The organism is Hymenobacter sp. DG25B (assembly GCF_000801315.1).
GTDB lineage: Bacteria > Bacteroidota > Bacteroidia > Cytophagales > Hymenobacteraceae > Hymenobacter.
Genome location: NZ_CP010054.1, coordinates 302,464 through 321,964 on the forward strand (window position 1 = coordinate 302,464; position 19,501 = coordinate 321,964).

At 59.3% G+C, this 19,501-nt stretch carries 19 protein-coding genes; 7 read left to right on the top strand and 12 right to left on the bottom strand.

Features of this window, described 5'->3' with window-relative positions; translation table 11 throughout:
- The first annotated feature begins 46 nt into the window (after positions 1-46).
- Positions 47-370, top strand: a complete 324-nt coding sequence (locus tag PK28_RS01320) for a chaperone modulator CbpM (RefSeq protein ID WP_044510614.1) — start codon at positions 47-49, stop codon at positions 368-370.
- On the opposite strand, the gene PK28_RS01325 is transcribed toward PK28_RS01320, so the two are convergent.
- The 7 genes from PK28_RS01325 to PK28_RS01355 form a co-directional block, all read right to left on the bottom strand.
- Positions 367-1,095: a ZIP family metal transporter gene (locus PK28_RS01325; RefSeq protein WP_048825414.1), complete on the bottom strand. Its 729-nt coding sequence runs from the start codon at positions 1,093-1,095 to the stop codon at positions 367-369. The two genes, PK28_RS01320 and PK28_RS01325, sit on opposite strands and share 4 nt — an antisense overlap.
- 188 nt (positions 1,096-1,283) lie before the next feature.
- Positions 1,284-2,027 (bottom strand): SAM-dependent methyltransferase, encoded by a 744-nt coding sequence (locus tag PK28_RS01330; RefSeq protein WP_044510617.1) that lies wholly within the window; start codon positions 2,025-2,027, stop codon positions 1,284-1,286.
- A 52-nt stretch (positions 2,028-2,079) separates the two neighbouring features.
- On the bottom strand, positions 2,080-2,364 hold the full coding sequence (locus tag PK28_RS01335; RefSeq protein ID WP_044510619.1) for a heavy metal-binding domain-containing protein: 285 nt from the start codon (positions 2,362-2,364) through the stop codon (positions 2,080-2,082).
- A gap of 9 nt (positions 2,365-2,373) precedes the next feature.
- Positions 2,374-2,718, bottom strand: coding sequence for a hypothetical protein (locus PK28_RS01340; protein WP_156126190.1), 345 nt, complete (start codon positions 2,716-2,718; stop codon positions 2,374-2,376).
- A gap of 53 nt (positions 2,719-2,771) precedes the next feature.
- Complete coding sequence (locus PK28_RS01345; RefSeq protein ID WP_048825416.1) at positions 2,772-3,380, bottom strand: YcxB family protein; 609 nt, start codon at positions 3,378-3,380, stop codon at positions 2,772-2,774.
- A 91-nt stretch (positions 3,381-3,471) separates the two neighbouring features.
- Positions 3,472-4,332 (bottom strand): carboxylating nicotinate-nucleotide diphosphorylase, encoded by an 861-nt coding sequence (gene nadC, locus PK28_RS01350; protein WP_044510624.1) that lies wholly within the window; start codon positions 4,330-4,332, stop codon positions 3,472-3,474.
- A gap of 167 nt (positions 4,333-4,499) precedes the next feature.
- Entirely contained in the window at positions 4,500-4,901 is a 402-nt protein-coding gene (locus tag PK28_RS01355; protein ID WP_044510627.1) for a DUF4783 domain-containing protein, read from the bottom strand.
- A gap of 137 nt (positions 4,902-5,038) precedes the next feature.
- Here PK28_RS01355 and gpmI point away from each other — a divergent pair, with 137 nt between their 5' ends.
- Complete coding sequence (gene gpmI / locus PK28_RS01360) at positions 5,039-6,589, top strand: 2,3-bisphosphoglycerate-independent phosphoglycerate mutase (RefSeq protein ID WP_044510630.1); 1,551 nt, start codon at positions 5,039-5,041, stop codon at positions 6,587-6,589.
- On the top strand, positions 6,582-7,148 hold the full coding sequence (locus PK28_RS18755; protein WP_048825418.1) for a hypothetical protein: 567 nt from the start codon (positions 6,582-6,584) through the stop codon (positions 7,146-7,148). The genes gpmI and PK28_RS18755 overlap by 8 nt, the downstream gene beginning before the upstream one ends.
- 149 nt (positions 7,149-7,297) lie before the next feature.
- Here PK28_RS18755 and PK28_RS01370 read toward each other — a convergent pair whose 3' ends face one another.
- From PK28_RS01370 to prfA, 4 genes are all read right to left on the bottom strand, one after another.
- Positions 7,298-7,882, bottom strand: coding sequence for a hypothetical protein (locus PK28_RS01370; protein ID WP_044510633.1), 585 nt, complete (start codon positions 7,880-7,882; stop codon positions 7,298-7,300).
- A 55-nt stretch (positions 7,883-7,937) separates the two neighbouring features.
- On the bottom strand, positions 7,938-8,366 hold the full coding sequence (locus PK28_RS01375) for a secondary thiamine-phosphate synthase enzyme YjbQ (protein WP_044510636.1): 429 nt from the start codon (positions 8,364-8,366) through the stop codon (positions 7,938-7,940).
- A 3-nt stretch (positions 8,367-8,369) separates the two neighbouring features.
- Entirely contained in the window at positions 8,370-9,881 is a 1,512-nt protein-coding gene (locus PK28_RS01380; RefSeq protein WP_044510638.1) for a right-handed parallel beta-helix repeat-containing protein, read from the bottom strand.
- A 146-nt stretch (positions 9,882-10,027) separates the two neighbouring features.
- A complete protein-coding gene (gene prfA, locus PK28_RS01385) occupies positions 10,028-11,098 on the bottom strand; it encodes a peptide chain release factor 1 (RefSeq protein ID WP_044510640.1) in 1,071 nt (356 codons plus the stop codon).
- A gap of 220 nt (positions 11,099-11,318) precedes the next feature.
- Between prfA and PK28_RS01390 the strand changes: the two genes are divergently transcribed.
- From PK28_RS01390 to PK28_RS01400, 3 genes are all read left to right on the top strand, one after another.
- Complete coding sequence (locus PK28_RS01390; RefSeq protein ID WP_197070449.1) at positions 11,319-11,993, top strand: c-type heme family protein; 675 nt, start codon at positions 11,319-11,321, stop codon at positions 11,991-11,993.
- 33 nt (positions 11,994-12,026) lie between these two features.
- Positions 12,027-12,701 carry a phosphoribosylanthranilate isomerase gene (locus tag PK28_RS01395; protein WP_044510642.1) on the top strand — a complete coding sequence of 225 codons (675 nt, stop codon included), beginning with the start codon at positions 12,027-12,029 and terminating at the stop codon, positions 12,699-12,701.
- Positions 12,702-12,838: 137 nt separating this feature from the next.
- Complete coding sequence (locus PK28_RS01400; RefSeq protein ID WP_044510644.1) at positions 12,839-14,116, top strand: protoporphyrinogen/coproporphyrinogen oxidase; 1,278 nt, start codon at positions 12,839-12,841, stop codon at positions 14,114-14,116.
- Positions 14,117-14,436: 320 nt separating this feature from the next.
- Here the strand turns inward: PK28_RS01400 and PK28_RS01405 are convergent, their stop codons facing one another.
- Complete coding sequence (locus tag PK28_RS01405) at positions 14,437-17,487, bottom strand: M16 family metallopeptidase (protein WP_044510646.1); 3,051 nt, start codon at positions 17,485-17,487, stop codon at positions 14,437-14,439.
- Positions 17,488-17,667: 180 nt separating this feature from the next.
- On the opposite strand from PK28_RS01405, the gene PK28_RS01410 reads away from it, so the two are divergent.
- Entirely contained in the window at positions 17,668-19,401 is a 1,734-nt protein-coding gene (locus PK28_RS01410) for a M28 family metallopeptidase (protein WP_052430507.1), read from the top strand.
- The last annotated feature ends 100 nt before the right edge of the window (positions 19,402-19,501 follow it).

Here is a 19,501-nt window from a genome sequence, read left to right on the forward strand (position 1 = left end):
GCAACCGGCACCTGGCTACTGGCAACTCACAACTGGCAATTGATTCATGGAAACGCACATCATCACCATTACCTACCGGGAGTGCGCCGCCGTTTATGGGCTGAGCGAAACCGACCTGCGGGAGTTTACCGAGTTTGGGCTGGTGCAGCGCGCCGAAGCGCCTGATACCATTCTGGCCGAGCCCGACCACCTGGCCCGCCTGGCGCGCCTGCAGCACGACCTGGGCCTAAGCCCGGAAGGCGTGGATATTGTACTGGCCATGCGCCAGCGTCTACTGAGCCTGCAGGCCGAATTGCAGCGCCAGCAGGCCCGCGCCGCTCAGCTGGAGCGCCTGCTGGGCGGCTCCGCCCCTACCTTCGATATTGATTAGCTGACCAGCAGCGCCAGCCCGGCACCCAGCACGGTGGCCGTGAGCTTAGGCATATTCAGGCGGTGCTCGGGGCTGGTTTCAAAGAGAATGGTGGTGGATACGTGCAGAAAGTTGCCGGCCACCAGGCCCAGCAGCGCCGCATACCAGCCATTCTGCAACAGGGCATCCAGCGCTACGTAGTTGCTCACCAGCACGCCGGCCGGGGAAGCCAGCGCGAACAGCAGCAGATAAGGCAGGGCCCGCGTAAAGCGGCCCAACCGCAGCATGAGCGCCGCCATCAGGGCAATGGCCGCCGGAATATGGTGCAGCGCCACGCCTGCTACCACGGTATAAAAATTCCGGGCAATGTCGCCGGCCGCCGGGGTGCGCACCAGAATGCTCCCCTCCATAAACGAGTGCAGCACCAGGGCAAACAGCAAAAGAAACGGTACCCGCCCGGCATGGCCGGTATGATGGTGAATGTGCCCGTGCTCCACGCCCTGCGAGAATACCTCCAGCAGCAGCTGCCCAAAAAAGCCGGCCAGCACAAAGTAGCCCACCCGGTGCGAATCGGGGGACAGCTGCAGGGCCTCCGGCAGCAGGTGCGTGACCGTAAGCGTGAACAGGTAGGCCCCGCTGAAAGCCAGCAGCGGCTTCAGCCAGGTGGTATGCGCCGTAGGAATGAGGCGGGTGAGCCAGCCAGCCCCGAGCACCGATCCGAATAAGACGGCAATGGCTAACCACATAGGTAAAATGGTGAAGTGGTGAGGTTGTGAAATGGTGAGTTTTTCTGTCCTGTCATCCTGAGCCTGCGAAGGACCTTATGCCAGTTGAACGAGTCATGGTTACGATGGCCGGGCTTACGTGATAAGGTCCTTCGCAGGCTCAGGATGACAGCTGTTTTTTCACCATCTCATCACCTCTCCATTTCACCCTATTTTTTGAGCACGAAAATCATGCGGGGACTGGTCTGCTCGTTGTAGGGCGCCAGGTGGTAATTTCCCAGCACTTCGGCCAGGCGCAGGTCCGTCATGGAGAAATATTCCTCAAACTGTTCCCGCCGCAGGGCCCGCACCCGCTCCTGATGATGGTGCGGCCGCCCGTGCTCATCCTCAAAGCGAATATCCTTCACAATGAAGTCGGCGTCGAGGTGGCGAGTGAGGTGGAAGGTGATGCCATCCACGGTCTTTTCCTCCTGGCTGACCAGCTCGCGCACGGTGCGCTCCGTGTTCATAAAATCAATCACCAGCTTACCACCCGGCTTCAGAGCCTGCACCGCTGAGCGCAGGGCCACTACGTTCTCGGTTTCATTCTGAAAGTAGCCGAAACTGGTAAAGAGGTTAAAGATGAAATCGAACGGGCCGTAGGGCAGCGGTTCGCGCATATCGTGCACGTGGAAGTGCAGGTGCTCGTGCGCAAACTGCCGGGCGTAGGCAATGCTCTGGGGCGAAAGGTCGACGCCGGTTACATCGTAGCCGTGCTGGCTGAGGTAAATGGCGTGGCGGCCTTTGCCACAGCCCAAATCCAGCAGGTGGTGCGTGGGTTTGGGGTGCAGATGCTCCAGCAGCCGGTCAATAAAATGCTCCGCCTCCTGCTGGTCCCGGTCGCGGTACAGCAGGTGATAGTAGGGAGAATCAAACCACGTGCTGAACCATTCCGGATCAAACGACTGCGCCATGCGGGAGAAAATAAACCAATAAAATAGGCGCGGCCGGCATAGCCGTTTATTACTACAGCGAATCGGGGGCGGCCGCAGCCGGCTGAGCAGCGGCAGGATTAGCCTCCAGGTCCATGCCGCACACGGGGCACTTGCCGGGCTTGTCGCTGGCGCTGCCTTCGCAATTCATGGGGCACACGTAGGCTGCTACCTTGGCTACCGGAGCCGTGGCAGGCGCGGTAGAAGGCACAGCAGCCGTGGCGGGCGTGGTGGTAGCCGGCTCGCTCTGGCAGGAGGCTAAAGCGCTAACCGCGACCAGCACGAGGCCAGCCGCGGTTGCTTTGATTGACTTCAACATGGATGGGGCTTACTCTCCGATGGGCGAATCGCTGGCTTTTGCCGGCTTGGGCGCATCCTTTTCCCGCTTGGTCAGCTCTACCTTCTCAGCATCAGCTGAAATAGTATGCTCAGCGGGTTCTTTGCCATGGCGCTCCAGATCTACGCCGGAGCTAATGGGCTCCTCAATAGCGGCGCCTTTGTGCTGGCTTGGCGCTTCGGCAGTGTGCTGATCAAAGTACTGCGACGAGCGGGTGCCGGGGGCCACCATGTCCAGGGATACTTTCTTTTCGGGGCGCCAGTCAGAAGGTTCGGCGCTGCAGGAGGCCAGCATCAGGCCAGCGGCCAGGCAGGAGAGCAGTTGTTTGGAGTTCATATAGATATTCAGCAAAAGACGTAAACAAAGGTACGAGGCAGCCGCCACTCCGGTTAAGCTGCTGGCTTCGCCTCGGCGGCCAGCAGGCTCTTGCGGCGCAGCATCGATTCAAACAGCTTTAAGTCGTTGGGCGAGTTGAAGATACGCGAGGGTAGATACAGGAACATGGGCACCGTGAAGGTGCGGGCTACCCAGCCTTTCCAGCCGGTAGGCATGTCGGCATTGGCGGGGGCTTTCAGGTAGAGCTGGTAGGCGCCATCCTGCTGCCGTACTTTCTCTATCATTTCCCACGGAATGTTCATGCCCTGCTTGTCGTTCAGGCGCATCAGGATCTGGCGCTGGTCAATTTCGTAGTTCACCCGCTCAAACAGGGCTTTGCTCTGCTCCATCTGGGCCAGGGCCTGCACCTGCGCCGAGCGCAGCACCACGAACAGCACCGTAACCAGCACAGCCGCCACTACCCACCACCACGAAAACACAAAAATGGCGGGCAGGAGCACGACAACCAGCGGAATGAGGGCGTACCACCACTCCTTTTTCCAGACTTCCGTGAGGGCCATGCGGACGTAGGTGTTCGAGTCGAGCTGGCTTTTTTTGGTGCGGATAGCCAGCGGGGAAGCCCCCTGGGCCTGGCGGAATCCGCGTTGATTGGGTTGTTGCATTAGTTCAGTTGTCTGTTGTCAGTTGCCAGTTGCCGGTTGTCAGGATTCGCTGTACGAACTGACCACTAACAACTAACAACCAGCAACTCATTTAAAAAGCTTTCAAACTCATATCCAGGCTGCCGGCCGAGTGCGTGAGGGCGCCTACGGAGATAAAATCGACGCCGGTGGCGCCTACTTCCCCAATAGTTTCCTCCGTAATGCCCCCGGAGGCTTCCGTGGGGAAGCGCCCGGCAATCAGGGCTACGGCTTCCTGCAGCTGGGCGGGCGCCATATTATCCAGCATGATGCGGTCTACGCCGCCCGTGTCCAGCACCTGCTGCACCTCGGCCAGCGTGCGGGTTTCAATTTCAATAGGCAAGGTGCGACCCAGCTGGCTCAGGTAAGCGTGGGTAGCCTCAATAGCCTGCCGGATGCCGCCCGCATAATCCACATGATTATCCTTCAGCATAATCATATCAAACAGGCCGTAGCGGTGGTTGGTGCCGCCGCCAATCAGCACGGCCCATTTCTCGCAGAGGCGAAAGTTGGGCGTGGTTTTGCGCGTATCCAGCAGCCGGGCCTGGGTGCCGGCCAGCAGTTCCATCAGGTGAGCCGTGTAGGTGGCAATGCCACTCATGCGCTGCATGCAGTTGAGTACCAGCCGCTCCGCCGTCAGAATGCTGCGGGCGGGCCCTTCCACGGTGAAAGCCACGTCGCCGTGGCGCACGCGGGTGCCATCGGGCAGCAGCACTTCCACCGTTAGGGCCGGATCTACCTGCTTAAAGATGAGTTCGGCCAGCTCCACGCCCGCCAAAACCCCCTCGCCTTTTACCAGCAGCCGCGCCCGGTTGTGGGCAGAGGCTGGAATAGAAGCCAACGACGAATGGTCGCCGTCACCAACATCTTCGGTCAGGGCAGTTCGGATGAATTCTGAAAGAGCGTTCGGGGTGAGGTACGGGGCGTTTTGCACGGTGCAAAAATAGAAAAAGGCCCCGACATACGCCGGGGCCTTTTTTCAGGAGGACAGAATAGGTAAGAAGTTAAAGCAGTGGCTGATCCGGAACAGGGGCTGCTCGCTCGGGGCTGGCTGCCGGCCCGGTTCGCCTGCTTTTTACCGCTTGTGTGCTAAACGGGTCTTTATTCTTTGGTGAAGTCAATGGTATCGATGAGCAGCTTACCCTGGGCAGGCTTCATTTTAATGAACACCCGATAAGTGCCGCTTTTGCCCACGTACTTGCCAATGGCATACTGAATGCCTTCGTTTGAAGAACCCTGGTGAATAAACTCAAAGCTGGTGGGCGCGTTCTTGGCAAAGAAGTCCTTCAGGACAAACTCCGCCTGGGTGGCGCTATAGCTTTGCTTGTCGCCATCGAAGCCTAGTTCCACGGCCGAGCCGAAGTACTGCGCCACGCCGTGGGAAGAGCCACCGCGGACGGCACCCTTCACAGCCCCGAAAGCTTCGCCCTGAGCGTAGGCCCCCACTGTCGTCAGCAGCCACAACCCAACCAGAACTACAACACGGAAAAAGGAAGTTTTCATAAGTAATATTAGAATACCCGGCCATTCACTAAAACTATGCCAACCGCGTAAGCCTGTGATAATAATCTCCGTTGCTTTGCAAAGGACAATAGTAAGAAAAACCCGGCGGTTCGGCGCCGGGCCGTTATCTTTGCATCATGAATAAACAGGTATTGTTGGTCATTCTGGATGGATGGGGGTTGGCCACGAACCCCGAGGTGTCGGCTATTGATAAAGCGAATACGCCCTACGTGGATTCTCTCTTTCAGCGCTTCCCCCACAGCAAGCTGCAGGCTTCCGGCGAGGCCGTAGGGCTGCCCGAGGGGCAAATGGGCAACTCCGAGGTAGGCCACATGAACATTGGGGCCGGCCGCGTAGTGTACCAGGATCTGGTGCGCATCAACAAAGCCATTCGGGAGCGGAAGCTGGGCCAGATTCCGGCCCTGGTGAAAGCCTTTGAGTACGCCCGCGAAACCGGTAAGAACGTTCATTTCATTGGCCTGCTTTCCGATGGTGGCGTGCACTCGCACATTGAGCACCTGAAGGCTCTGTGCACCCTGGCGCACGATGAAAGCGTGCACAACGTGTTTATTCATGCCTTTACCGATGGCCGCGACACCGACCCCAAAGGCGGCGTGAGCTACGTAAACGACTTAGAGCAGCACCTGCAGCGCGGGGCCAGCGGCAAAATAGCCTCCATTGTGGGCCGCTACTACGCCATGGACCGCGACAACCGCTGGGAGCGGGTGAAGGAAGCCTACGATTTGCTGGTGAACGGCAAAGGCACACCTTCGCAAAACCTCATCCAGAGCATGCTGGACTCCTACAAAGCCGGCGTAACCGACGAATTCCTGAAGCCCATTGTGAAAGTAGGGGCCGATGGCCTGCCCCTGGCAACCATTCAGGAGGGCGACGTGGTTATCTGCTTTAACTTCCGCACCGACCGGGGCCGCGAAATCACGCAGGCCCTCACGCAGCAGGACTTCCACGCCTACAACATGCACCGGTTGAACCTGCACTACCTCACCATGACGAACTACGACAATACGTTCGTGGGCGTCACGCCTATTTTTGAGAAGGACAACCTCGAGAATACCCTGGGCGAGGTACTGGCTGCCAATGGCAAGCGCCAGATTCGCATTGCCGAAACCGAGAAATACCCGCACGTGACGTTCTTCTTCTCCGGTGGCCGCGAGGTGGAGTTTCCCGGCGAAACCCGCATCATGCGCCCTTCGCCTAAAGTAGCCACCTATGATCTGCAGCCCGAGATGAGCGCCTACGACCTGCGCGATGCGCTGGTGCCGGAGCTGCAGGCCCGCTCGGCCGATTTTGTGGTGCTGAACTTTGCCAACCCCGACATGGTGGGCCACACCGGCGTGTTTGAAGCCGCCGTGAAGGCCGTGGAAACCGTGGATGCCTGCACCCGCGACGTGGTAGAAACCGCGCTGGCGGCCGGCTACGCTTGCATCATCATTGCCGACCACGGCAACGCCGACATGATGATAAACCCCGATGGCACGCCCAACACGGCGCATACTACCAACCTGGTGCCCTGCGTGCTGGCCGATAATGACTATACGGGCATGCTGGCCGATGGCAAGCTGGGGGATATTGCTCCCACGGTACTGGAGCTCATGGGCCTGCCTCAACCTGCTGAAATGACCGGGCACTCCCTGTTGTCGGCGGCGCCAGAGGTAACTCATGCGTAAGCTGTGGCTGGCCGGTGCGGTTAGCCTGCTGCTGGCGGCCTGCAACCCCGATGCCGGGGCGCCCAAGCCCGTCATCCGGTCCCGCTATTTCAACCTGAAAGGGTTTCTCGATGCGCAGGCAGATTTGCTGAATCAGCAGCGGCCGGCGGTGGAGAAGCGGGTGCAGCTGCGCAATGGCCAGCTGGAAACCACCCGCGTGCCCCAGGTAGACTGGACCAAGGAGCTACAGATCTTCTATCAGGCTGATATCACCAAGCCCGCCCTGCGCGGCGCCTATACTATTGACTCCGTTGTAGCCGATGGCCTGCTGCGGCGCACCTATTCGCGCCGGGAGGGCATTGAAAACCCCGTCCGTACGCTTACGGTAGTCACGGAGGGCCCGCAGGTGCGCGAGGTGCAAGCCGTGATAACCCAGGACAACCCGCTATTTTACTCTGAAAAGCAGTTTACCTTGCACGCTCAGCAAAATAAGCTAGCCGACTACCAAGTGCGTGGGGTACAGAAGCTGGTGCTGTTTGATACCCTGCGTTATAGCGCTTCGTCCCGGCTGCTGCCGTAAGACTAGAATTAGAAGTTCCCCTCCTCAGCTGAGGAGGGGTTAGGGGTGGTTGAAAGACTAGAGCTAGAAACTAAAGCTAGTTATCGTTCTAGGTTAGGTCAACCACCCCTAGCCCCTCCTCAGCTGAGGAGGGGAACTAGTTTTTAGTTTTAGTCAACGTAATACTCAATCTGCACGGCATTTACCTGGCCGTTGCGCATGGTTAAGGCAACGGTGTTCAGGCGGTTGGTGTCGGCAATGCGCAGACTGTCGCAGCGGCCGGTTTTGGCAGCGTAGCGGGCTTTGTAAGCGGCGCCCAGCTTGCTCCGCAGCTGTTTCCCATACACCGGGGAGAAATCCGTGATGTTGACTTGCTGCAGCAGGTCTTTCTCCGGCGTCTGGTAGTACTCGAAACGGTTATGATGGTGCCGGATGGTAATCACGGTATCCACTTGCCCGGCTACGTGGCGGTTTTTTATGGGGGTGCGTTTTTCTACGGTTCCTCCATCGGCCAGTAACTCTTCCGTGGTTATTTCCTGCTCAAAGGGCTCTTCGGCCACGGCATCGTCTACCAGGGTGCAGGCTGCGCGGGGTGCGGTGGGGGTAGTTTTAGCCGGAACTGGTTTCTCCACAGCCGGCTTGGGCTGCTCTACTACGGCGGGCGCCTTTTCCTGGCAGCTCGAAAGCAGCAGGCTTAGGCCCAGAGTGAGGGTCTGGCCACCGTGTTTTGCGGCTGAAGTTAGAAGGAAAAGCATAGCGGGCGAAGGGAGGATATGCCGCTATACGAGGAAATGGCTGGCAGGTAGGCGCTTATTTTTCCTCTCCCATCAGCGTAGCTACCACCCAGCGACGGCCGCCGTGGTTGCGGTGCTCACCTAAGTAAATTCCCTGCCAGGTGCCCAAAGCCAGCTCGCCGTTGCTGATGGGCACGCTGACGGCATGGCCCAATAGGCTGGCTTTAATATGCGCCGGCATGTCATCAGGGCCTTCCTGGGTATGGCGGAAATAGGGGGCGTTTTCGGGTACCGCGCGGTTGAAGAACTGCTCGAAGTCGTGGCGCACGGTGGGGTCAGCGTTTTCGTTGAGGCTGAGGCTGGCGGAGGTATGCTGGATGAAGAAGTGCGCTGTGCCCACGCGGATTTTCTCCAGCTCGGGCAGCTCGGCCACCAGCAGATCAGTAATCAGATGAAAGCCCCGCTGCACGGCCGGCAGGCGCAGGCGCTTTTGCGTCCAGAGCATGGGTTACGGGTTTTTCCGCTCGAAGGCGCCCATGTCGGGCGTGGCGGGGTCGCGGGGTACGCGCAGCAGGTCATGGGGGAAGGCGGGCAGCGGCAGGGCCTGGTTGCTGGCGGGAGAGAGAGTATCGAGGCTGAAGTCGAACTTCTCGGGGAAACTGTTGTAGGGCGTCTTCCGGAATTTGGGGTCCTGGTTCAGGATGTTGCCGTTGTTGGCCAGGCCGGGCTTGGTGGCGCTGTTGGCGGTGGCTTTGTACTCCTGCGTGCGCAGCAGGCTGTGGTCTATTTGGATATTGGCGAGGTACCGCTCAGCATGGTGGAAGAACAGCTCATCCTTATAATCTCCCCATAAAATGCTGTTTTGCACGCTGATGGTGGGGCTAATGCGGCGCTTGGGGTCCTGAACGGGCAGCTCATCGGAAAACGTGAGCGAGGACGTCTCGCGGCGCAGGAACTCGGGAGTGAAGTTGGCAATGGTGCAGTAGCGCAACGTGTAGGTGCCGCCCTGAAAGCCCGCCAGGGCAAACTCGCCGCAGTTGGAGAACAGGCAGTTGTTCACCTCAAAATTACCCGAGAATCCCAGGATGCCGCCGCCGAAGGGCAGTGAGGTACTCCCAAAGTTGAGGGCGCCGCCGGAGATATTCCGGAATACCGTGTTTTCTACCTTCACGCCCGGGAAAGGCTCCTTCGCCTCAAAGTTGTTGACCAGCAGACCAAAGGCAGCGTTGCGGATTTCGGCGTAGCGCACTACGCTGTTGCGGCTGCCGGCATCAAACTGAATACCGGCCCACTGCCCGGGAATGTTGTCGTAGGCGGGTTCCAGCCGGTCGCCATCAAAGCGCACGATGCGCGGGTCGGTGGGCTTCAGGGGAGCATCAGGCTGCAGATCAGGGTTTACCAGCAGCTGGCCGCGCACTACCAGGGCGGCCCCGGCGTGGAAGTATACCCGCGCGCCGGCCTCAATGGTGAGGCGGCAATCGGCATCCACCAGGGCATAGCCATACACCACGTGGGGCTTGTCGTTGCGCCACACTTCATCGCAGGGCAGGGTTTCCTCGGAGTGGTAGTAGGCGTTCTGCCCGTAGGACACCAGCTTCACGTCCTGGTCGTTGCCGTTGGTGCGAAATTGCAGCAGTTCTTCTACCAGAAAAGGCTTGTTCTCGGTGCCGGGGCCCAGCACGGCGCGCACCAGAATCTGCAGGCTGTCTTTGCCCTTTATTTCCAGGTTTTCGGCCGACTGCCGGGCGTCTCCATCTATAATAAGCGAATAAGTAGCCCCGGCTTTGCCGGCCAGCTTCACTTGCTCTACCCGCACGGCGCGGGCGTTGCGGTTGTACACCCACAGGCGCTTGGTAACGGTGCCAATCTGGGTGAAAACGGTGTCGAAAAGCACCGTATCGGCGGAAAACGCCAGGCGGGCGCTGGCATCCCGGGTTACGATATCTTCCTTGGGCTCGCAGCCCGGCAGCAGCGAGAGGGCCGCGGAGAAAATCAGTAGCAACGGGAGCAGAAAGCGCATAGGAGAGGATCCGGAATACTTATAAAAGCGTCATGCTGAGCGTAGTCGAAGCATCTCGCGGGCTAATGTTGCAATCTATTGATTACTACACTAGCGAGATGCTTCGACTGCGCTCAGCATGACGTCCTTTCTATCTTTTTTACAGCTTACGCCACCCCTTCGCGCAGGCGCTCGGCGCTTTCGGCCAGGCGCAGCTGCTCCACAAAGTCATCGATGTTGCCTTCCATCACGCTGGCCAGGTTGTACACCGTGTAGCCAATGCGGTGGTCGGTTACGCGTCCCTGGGGGTAGTTGTAGGTGCGGATTTTATCGGAACGGTCGCCGCCGCCAATCATGCTCTTGCGGGCTGCGCCTTCCACTTCGTTTTTCTTGGCCAGCTCAATCTCATACAGGCGCGAGCGAAGTACCTGCAGGGCTTTATCGAAGTTTTTGAGCTGAGACTTCTGGTCCTGGCACTGAGCCACCAGGCCCGTAGGCAAGTGGGTGAGGCGCACGGCCGAGTAGGTAGTGTTTACCGACTGACCACCGGGGCCCGACGACATAAACAGGTCCTTGCGCACATCGTTCATGTCGATTTCCACGTCCAGCTCCTCGGCTTCAGGCATCACCACGATGGAGGCCACGGAGGTGTGAATGCGGCCCTGGGTTTCAGTGGCCGGCACGCGCTGTACGCGGTGCACACCGCTCTCAAACTTGAGCTTGCCGTACACGTCCTCGCCCTTCACGGCCAGAATAATTTCCTTGTAGCCGCCGGAAGTACCTTCGGTGGCGTCAATCAGGTCCATTTTCAGCCCGTTCTTTTCGGCGTAGCGCATGTACATGCGCTGCAGGTCGCCGGCAAAAATAGCGGCTTCATCACCGCCGGCCCCGGCCCGGATTTCCATGATAACATCCTTGGAATCGTTGGGGTCTTTGGGCAACAGCAGGTCTTTGATGACGGTTTCGAGGCGCTCCTGCTCGGGGTAGAGCGCTTCTAGCTCGTCCTTGGCCATCTGGCGGAATTCTTCGTCCTTCTCGGTTGAAATAACCTCCTTGGCGCTATCGATGTTGGAGAGGACGCTCTGATACGCCTTGTACTCCGTCACGATTTTGTTCAGGTCCTTGAATTCCTTGTTGAGGGTCTTGAAACGCTTCATGTCGCTCATGACATCGGGCTGCATGAGCTGTTCGTTTACGTCGTTGAAGCGCTGTTGAATGGCCTCCAGTTTATCTAGCATCTTGCCTTCAGAGTATTGTATTGGGAGTACAAAGGTACGGAAACAAACCCGAGGAACCTGCCGGCCGGTTCCCGGTTAGAGAAACGCAGAATCAATCAGTTAGCTTGTACGTTTGTGGCTGTTGCCCAGGTTTTTCCTTGTGAAAATGCCCCGGCTGTCGTCTCTTTGTTTTCCGGTAGCCGACTTTCTTGCTGGCTCCCACCCGTCTTTCACCTTCGCCATGCCCCTCCGTTTTTCTGCCCTTTTGCTGCTGGCGCTGCTGGCGGCCGGCTGCCGCCCCGATCAGATAGAGCACCTTAAGGACACCAAGCGCATTGCCATTGAGGCCGAAAACTGGCAGGTAAAGCGCATTATGCCCCAGGACCTGCTGCGCGCCACCCGCTGGGCCGGCGACTCCCTCAGCAACCAGGGCAACCGGGAGCTGCAGCTTCTCATGGCTTCCGAACTGCAAAAAGGCGGCGTAGCCCAAGCCCTGCCCTACTGCCGCCCGGAGCACTACGCTTCTATGGATACCCTGGCCCGCACCCTGCAGGCTAGCGTGCGCCGCGTGAGCCCGCGCCCGCGCAACCCCGCCAACCGGGCCGCCCTGCCCGCCACGGAGCTGCAACCGGATACCCAGCGCGTGGTGCGCCGCCCCTCGGCCGAAGTGTTTTTCTACCAGCGCCCCATTGTGCTCAGCAGCCAGGAGTGCCTACGCTGCCATGGCGAGGTGGGCAAGGACATTTCCGCGGCCGACTATGCTCTCATTCAAAAGCAGTACCCCCAGGACCAGGCTACCGGTTACCGCTTGGGCCAAGTAATGGGTGCCTGGCAGGTGCAGTTGCAGCGTCCCGGCGTAGCGGAGTTCTACACCATGAAAACGCGCAAGATTATGAAGCGAAGCAAGCTGTTTTAACTGATTTTCACGTACTTGCCCAGAGCTTCCCCAATGGCCTTTCCTGCTTACTACCCCCGCATTAAAATCTGCTGCATCAGCACGCCGCAGGAGCTGGCTATTGCCGTAGCGGCCGGCGCCGATGCCCTGGGCCTGATAGCCAAAATGCCCAGCGGCCCCGGCATTATTACCGATGAGCAGGTTCGTAAGCTGGCCCAGCTTACGCCCCCGGCCGTGGGCTCCTTCCTGCTCACCAGCGAAACCACCACCAGCGCCATTATTGCGCACCAGTGCCGCACGGCCACCACTACCCTGCAGCTAGTGGATACGCTCAGCACCGGCTCCTACCAGGATTTGCGCACCGCGCTACCCGGCATTCAGCTGGTGCAGGTAATTCACGTGGTAGATGAGTCGGCTATTGAGGAGGCGCGGCGCGTGGCCCCGCACGTAGATGCCATTCTGCTGGACTCCGGCAACCCCAACTTGGCGGTGAAGGAGCTGGGCGGCACCGGCCGGGTGCATAACTGGGAGCTGAGCCGCCGCATCCGGGACCGGCTGAATTTGCCCCTCTTCCTGGCCGGCGGCCTCACGCCCGAGAATGTGCAGGAAGCCCTGCACACCGTGAAGCCTTTTGGAGTAGATGTGTGCAGCGGCGTGCGCACCAACGGGCAGCTGGACCCCAACAAGCTGCGCCGGTTTATGCTGGCGGTGCGGGGATTTACTGTTTAGAACCTGGCTTTTATAGCCCGATTCACGTTCAGAAAGCTTCCTTCTGTAATGGCATTTGCTGCCTTCTAGGTAATAATTCAAGCCGGAGCCAAAAGCCCATTCCCAACCTTCAGCTACCATTTTCAGTTTGGGCAGGTATGACTGCTTCCGCTGAGAAACCCATCGTAATTATTGGGGCCGGCATGGCCGGCCTCACCTGCGCCAACTACCTGCACCGCGCCGGGCGCCCCGTTTTGGTGCTGGAAGCCGCCGATGCCGTAGGTGGCCGCGTGCGCACCGATATTACTCCCGAGGGTTTCCGGCTGGACCGCGGCTTTCAGGTGCTGCTCACGCGCTACCCCGAGGTGCAGCGCATGCTCGATTACGGCGCGCTGCAGCTCAAAGCCTTCGCCTCCGGCGCCGTTATCCGCCTCCCCAACGGCCGGGAAACCACCCTGCGCAACCCTCTGCAGCAGCCCACGGGTGCCTTTTCTGCCCTCTCCTCGCCCATTGGCTCCCTGCCCGACAAGTTCCGGATTCTGAGTCTGGCACGCCACGTGCTGCAGCACTCCAGCGAGGAGCTACTGGCCCGGCTGGAGTTGAAAGAGCAGACCACCCGGCAGTTTTTGCGGGAGTATGGCTGGAGCGAAACCATAATCAACACGTTTTTCCGGCCCTTTTTCGGAGGCGTGTTTCTGGACCGCGACCTGAGTACCGCCGCCAATTTCTTCCAGTTTGTATTCAAGCAGTTTGTGGAAGGCGAAGCCGTGGTGCCGGCGCTGGGCATGCAGCAGATTCCGGAGCAGCTGGCGGCACGCTTACCCGCCGGCTCCGTTCGTCTGAGCACGCCCGTGGCCGCCATAGACGGTACCACCGTGCGCCTCTGGACCGACCAGACTCTGGAAGCCGCGGCCGTAGTAATTGCTACCGATGGCGAAGCCACCGCCCGGCTGCTGCCGCACACCATTATGGATGGGCCGGCTACCAGCTTTCGGCATACCACCTGCACCTACTTTGCCGCGCCCGGCAACTCCCCCGGCCACTCCGACCGGCTGCTCCGCCTGAACGCCACTGAACCCTCCCTGGCCCACAATGTGTGCTTCCCGTCTGATGTCAGCCCCGCTTATGCGCCCGCCGGCCAGACGCTGGTATCGGTAAGCACCCACGGGGAGCATGGCTTGGAGGAGGAAGCCCTCACGCAGCGGCTACGCCAGGAACTGACGGCCTGGTTTGGCCCGGCCGCGCAGCAATGGCGACACCTGCGCACCTACAACATCCCGCAGGCACTGCCCACCTACACGCCGGAACTAACGGCGCCGCACACCCTGCGGCTTACGGATACCCTATACCGGGCCGGCGACTATGCCGCATACCCCTCGCTAAACGCTGCCATGGCCACCGGCCGCCGGGTGGCGGAGGCGCTGCTGAAAAATTAATACCGCGTGTTATGCCCGGCACAGCCAGGCAGGCTCGTATGCTGGCTTTGCCGAAAAAGCACGTCCTGCTGAGCGCAGTCGAAGCATCTCACCTGCTGATGTTGTTGGAAAAGCACGGTCATGTCGAGGCAGTCGAGACATCTCGCTAGTGTGGTATACTATTATTATCACCACAACGTCAGCACGCGAGATGTCTCGTTCCCTGGCTTGATGCGCCACATGCTCGACATGACAACTTTATAAAGGATATAAAAAGGGCATAAAACATAAAAAACCCGGCTCCTTGGCAGGAACCGGGTTTTTTGGTTGGAGTATGCCGCTTACTTGGCGTCGGCCTTCTCTTTCACTTTAGTGCTGTTTTCGTCGTTTTTCATCTTGCGCTTTTTCTTGCCGTTTTCGCCTTTGGTCTTCTCCTTAGCTTTTTTCACGTCGCTGTCGGAGAGTTGCTTGGCCATGTCTACGGCGGTAGGCGCGGCGGCCGGAGCAACGGCAGCCGCTACCGGGTTGCCTTCCAGATCCAGCTCTGTTACCTCGTAGCCCAGCTCATTGATGGCGGGGAAAACCTTGGCCCGGTCGCCCACTACCACAATGTACATATTATCGGGCGTGAAGTACTTCTGGGAAATAGCCTGTACATCTTCTTTCTTCAAGGTGCGCAGAATCTCATTCTGCTGCTGCACATAATCCTTGTTCAGATTGTACTCTACCATACGGCCCAGGAAAGCGGCTTTCTGACGGCCGGTTTCATACTTCAGCGCGTCGCTCTGGCCCACCGAGGTTTGCAGGAACTGCAGCTCTTCGTCGCTGATACCATTGCGGTAGTTCTTCATTTCGCTTACAAACTCCTTCACGGAAGCCGCCGTGGCATCGGCGCGTACGCCGGCCTGGGCCGTGAAGGGACCCGCATATTGCGAGCCGTTGAAGTACGAGAAGGCCCCGTAGGTATACCCCTTGTTCTCCCGCAGGTTCAGGTTGATGCGGCTGCTGAAGTCGCCACCGAGCAGGTGATTGGCCAGGCCGGCGCGGTAGTAGTCGCCGGTAGCATCGTAGGGCATGCTCAGGTAGCCCACCCGGATTTCCGACTGCGGCGCACCGTCCTTGTTCACGAAGTAGATGTGGGTTTTGTCGGGCTGCGCCGAGGCGGTAGTTGGAGCCGGTAGGGCAACGTCCTTTTTCGCCCAGCTTTGCAGGAAGCCCAGCTTAGGCGTTACCTGCTTCTGGTCTACATCGCCCACAATCACCAGATAAGAGATGTTGGGCGCGTAGTTGCGGGCGTAAAACTGCTTTACATCCTCCAGGGTAATGCCCTGCACGCTGGCTACGGTACCGCTGGTGGGCACGCGCATAATATCCGAGGCAGGATACACCAGGCGGGCAAAGGTTTTGTTGGCAATGGCCGTGGCCTGGGTGTTCTGGTTGGCAATGCCTTCCAGCGTCTGCTTTTTGATGCGTGCAAAATCGGCGGCATCAAAGCGGGGGCGCATCAGGCGCTCTTCCAGCAGGGCCAGCGTCTTGTCCAGGTTCTTGGTCAGAGACTGCACATAGATGGTGGTGTTGTCGCTGCCGGAGAATACGGAAATAGAGCTGCCCAGTTTTTCCAGGGCCGCCGTCATTTCTTCGCTGGTGTACTTCTGCGAGCCCTCATTCAGCATAGCCGCCGTGAGCGAGGCAATGCCGGCTTTGGAGGGGTCCTGCTGCTCCAGGCGGTGGCCGCCGGGAATGGTGAGCTGCATGGTAACGGCCGGAATTTCGGTGTTGCGCGTGCCAATCACCTTCAGGCCGTTGGGCATGGTTTCCTGCCAATAGGCGGGCACCTGCACTACGGGGTTAGCGCCGGATTTTGGCTGCTTGCTGCGGTCGAAGGAATCCGTGGCCTTCACGTAGGTCAGGCCTTTATATTCATCGGCGGGGGCTTTAAAGCCATCCTTGGAAACCGTGAAGTTGGTGGGCTTGGCCACCAGGGCCGTAGCACCCTTAGGCACCACGCTCAGAATAACGGCCTTTTTGCCTTTAATGTACTGGTTGTACACGCGCATTACATCGGCCTTTGTAAGGGCACGCAGTTCCTGCAGGTCTTTGGTAATGCGGTTAGGCGAGCCGGTAAACGTTTGGGCAGCAGCCAAAGCCGATACTTTACCGCTTACGCTGGCTAAGCCGTTGATGGTCTGCGACTCGCGGCCGGCCTTAAAGCGCTGCAGGTCCTCATCCGAAACGCCGCGCTTCTCAAACTCCTGCAGGGAGCGGCGGGCAATCAGCTCCAGGCTGTCGAGGCCTTTGCCGGGGTAGCTCAGAGCCATGATGGTAAACTCGCCCCCCAACTCAGCCGAAGGGTGACTGGCCGAAGCCTGCACGGCTTTCTGCGTTTTTACCAGGTTTTTGTAGAGCAAAGAGGTCTTGCCACCGCCAATGATTTCTGCCAGCGCATCCAGGGCCGGCTCATCGGGGTGGTAGCGGGGCACGGTGGGGAACACCATTTGCAGCATGGGGAAGCGTACGTTGTCTTCGTAGCTCACGTAGCGGTCCTGGTCCAGCTTGGGCTCGGGCAGCTTCATGTTCTGCACGGCGGGGCCGGGCTTAATGGTACCGAAGTACTTCTCGGCCAGCTTTATTACCTCGGCGGGCTTCACATCGCCACCCACGGTCAGGGTAGCGTTGTTGGGGCCGTACCAGCGCAGAAAGAAGTTTTTCAGGTCGTTTACGTCGGCGCGGTCCAGGTCTTCCAGGTAGCCGATGGTGAGCCAGCTGTAGGGGTGGCCGTAGGGATACAGGGTTTTGGCTACGTATTCGGAGGCCAGGCCGTAGGGGCGGTTGTCGTAGTTCTGGCCCCGCTCGTTCTTCACCGTAGAGCGCTGAATTTCAAACTTTTGCTGCGTAACAGCATCCAGCAGGAAGCCCATCCGGTCGGCTTCCAGCCACAGGGCCGTTTCCAGCTGGTTGCTGGGCAGGGTTTCGTAATAGTTGGTCCGGTCGCGGTTGGTGGAGCCGTTCAGGTCGCCGCCCGCGGCCGATACCAGCTTGAAGTGCTGGTCGTCGCCCACATGGTCGGAGCCCTGGAACATCATGTGCTCAAAGAAGTGCGCAAAGCCCGACTTGCCAATGGTTTCGCGGGCCGAGCCCACGTGGTAGGTTACGTCCACGTGCACCACCGGGTCGGAGTGGTCTTCGTGCACGATGACCGTGAGGCCGTTGGGCAGCTTATACTTCTCATAGGGAATCACCACTTCCCCGAGCTTACTGGCTACTTTTTCGACGAGGCGAGGGCCGGCAGTGGTGGTTTTGGCTGTTGGCGCCGATTTTTTCTGCTGGGCGGCCGCGGGCGTTACCACCAGCAGCGTGCTCATTCCCAGCAGCCACAAATGCTTTTGAAGCATAAGAAATTTTAAAAAGATGATGTATAAAGTACCAAGGCAAAGTGAAGGTACAAGTCTACAGACATTTCCCGACAACAAGAAGCTGCATCTGCATTCAGCAGTTGCGAAGTGCCTGGTAATTCGACACTTTTAGCCGCTACTACTCCTCTCTCCTTTTCCATTTTCCTCACTGGTCTGCTTATGCGTTTCTCCTCGTTATTTCTGCTGGCCCCGGCCCTGACCGGCGGGCTGCTGGCGGGCTGCCAAAGCCGCAACTCCCCGCCCGAGCTGATTACCCGCAGCACGCTCCCGGACTCTACCGAGGCCGCCCCCACCGATACGGCCGTGGTGGCCGCGCCCCGGGACGGAATTACCGGCGCGGGCATCGGGCAGTACATTAAAGTGCTTTCCGCCGATGATTTTCAGGGCCGCAAGCCCTTCACCGCCGGCGAAACTAAAACCACGGAGTACCTGGCCAGTGAGTTTAAAAAACTGGGGCTGAAGCCCGGGCCCAACGGCACGTATTTCCAGGAGGTGCCGCTGGTGGAAATTACCGGCCGGCCCGATAGCATCATGCGCATCTCGGGCGGCAAGGGCAAGCCGTTTAACCTCCAGTATAAAACTGATTTTATGGCCTTTACCGAGCAGGAAAAGCCGCAGGTATCGGTCAGCAACTCGCCGCTGGTGTTTGCCGGCTACGGCGTGGTGGCCCCCGAGTATAACTGGGACGACTACGCCGGGCTGGACGTGAAGGGCAAAACCGTGGTGGTGCTGGTAAACGACCCCGGCAATGCCGGCAACGACACCACCATGTTTAAGGGCAAGGCCATGACCTACTATGGACGCTGGATGTACAAGTACGAGGAGGCTGCCCGCCACGGCGCCACCGGCCTGCTCATCATTCACGAAACCCGACCGGCCGCTTACCCATGGTCGGTGGTGCAGACCAGCTACTCCGGCGCCAAGCTGCGCCCGCAAACGCCCGACCGGGGTGCCAGCAAGTGCAAGCTGGAAGGCTGGATAACGCTGGACGCCGCCCGCCGCCTGTTTACGGCCGCCGGCCTGCGCTACGATGACCTGTATGCGGCCGCCAATCTGCGGGGCTTCAAAGCCCGGCCGCTGGGCCTGAATGTGAGCATCAATATCCACAACAAAATCCGGCGCACCTCCTCCAAAAACGTGCTGGCCGTGCTGCCCGGCGCCACGCGGCCGCAGGAGTACATTATTTACACGGCCCACTGGGACCACCTGGGCATTGGGCCCACCGTGAAGGGCGACTCTATTTACAACGGGGCGCTGGACAATGCCAGCGGCGTGGCCGCCCTGCTCACCATTGCCAAAGCCTACACGCAGCTTCCTAAAAGCCCCGACCGCAGCATTGTTTTCCTGGCCGTTACCGGCGAAGAGCAGGGCCTGCTGGGCTCGGCCTACTACGCGGAACACCCCGTATTCCCGCTCAACAAAACCGTGGCCGACCTGAACATGGACATGCTCCGGCCCTACGGCCCCATGCGCGACGTAACGGTTATCGGCTACGGGCAGTCGGATCTGGATGACTATGCCCGCACGGCGGCTAAGGAACAGCAGCGCTACCTGCAGCCGGATAAAACCCCGGAAGAAGGCCATTTCTACCGCTCCGACCACTTCAGCTTTGCCAAAGTGGGTGTGCCGGCCCTGTATGCCAGCGGCGCCTTCGACAGCCGCGCCCGGGGCAAGGAGTATATAGAGGAGCAGAACAAAACTTTCACGGCCCAGCATTACCACCAGCCCAGCGACGAGTACAACCCCGCCTGGGACCTGCGCGGGATGGAGCAGGACGCCCGCCTGCTGTTTACCATTGGCCGCCGGCTGGCCGGCGAAACCACTTTCCCGCAATGGAAAGCCGGTTCTGAGTTTAAGGCTGCCCGGGACAAGAGCATGGGCACCAGAAAATAAGCTACCTGGTCGGCCTGAAATATTCACAAAGCCTCCGCTATCCGCGGGGGCTTTTTTGCGTAAAACATTAGGCCCAGGGCTCCTTGTTGAATGCTGGCTG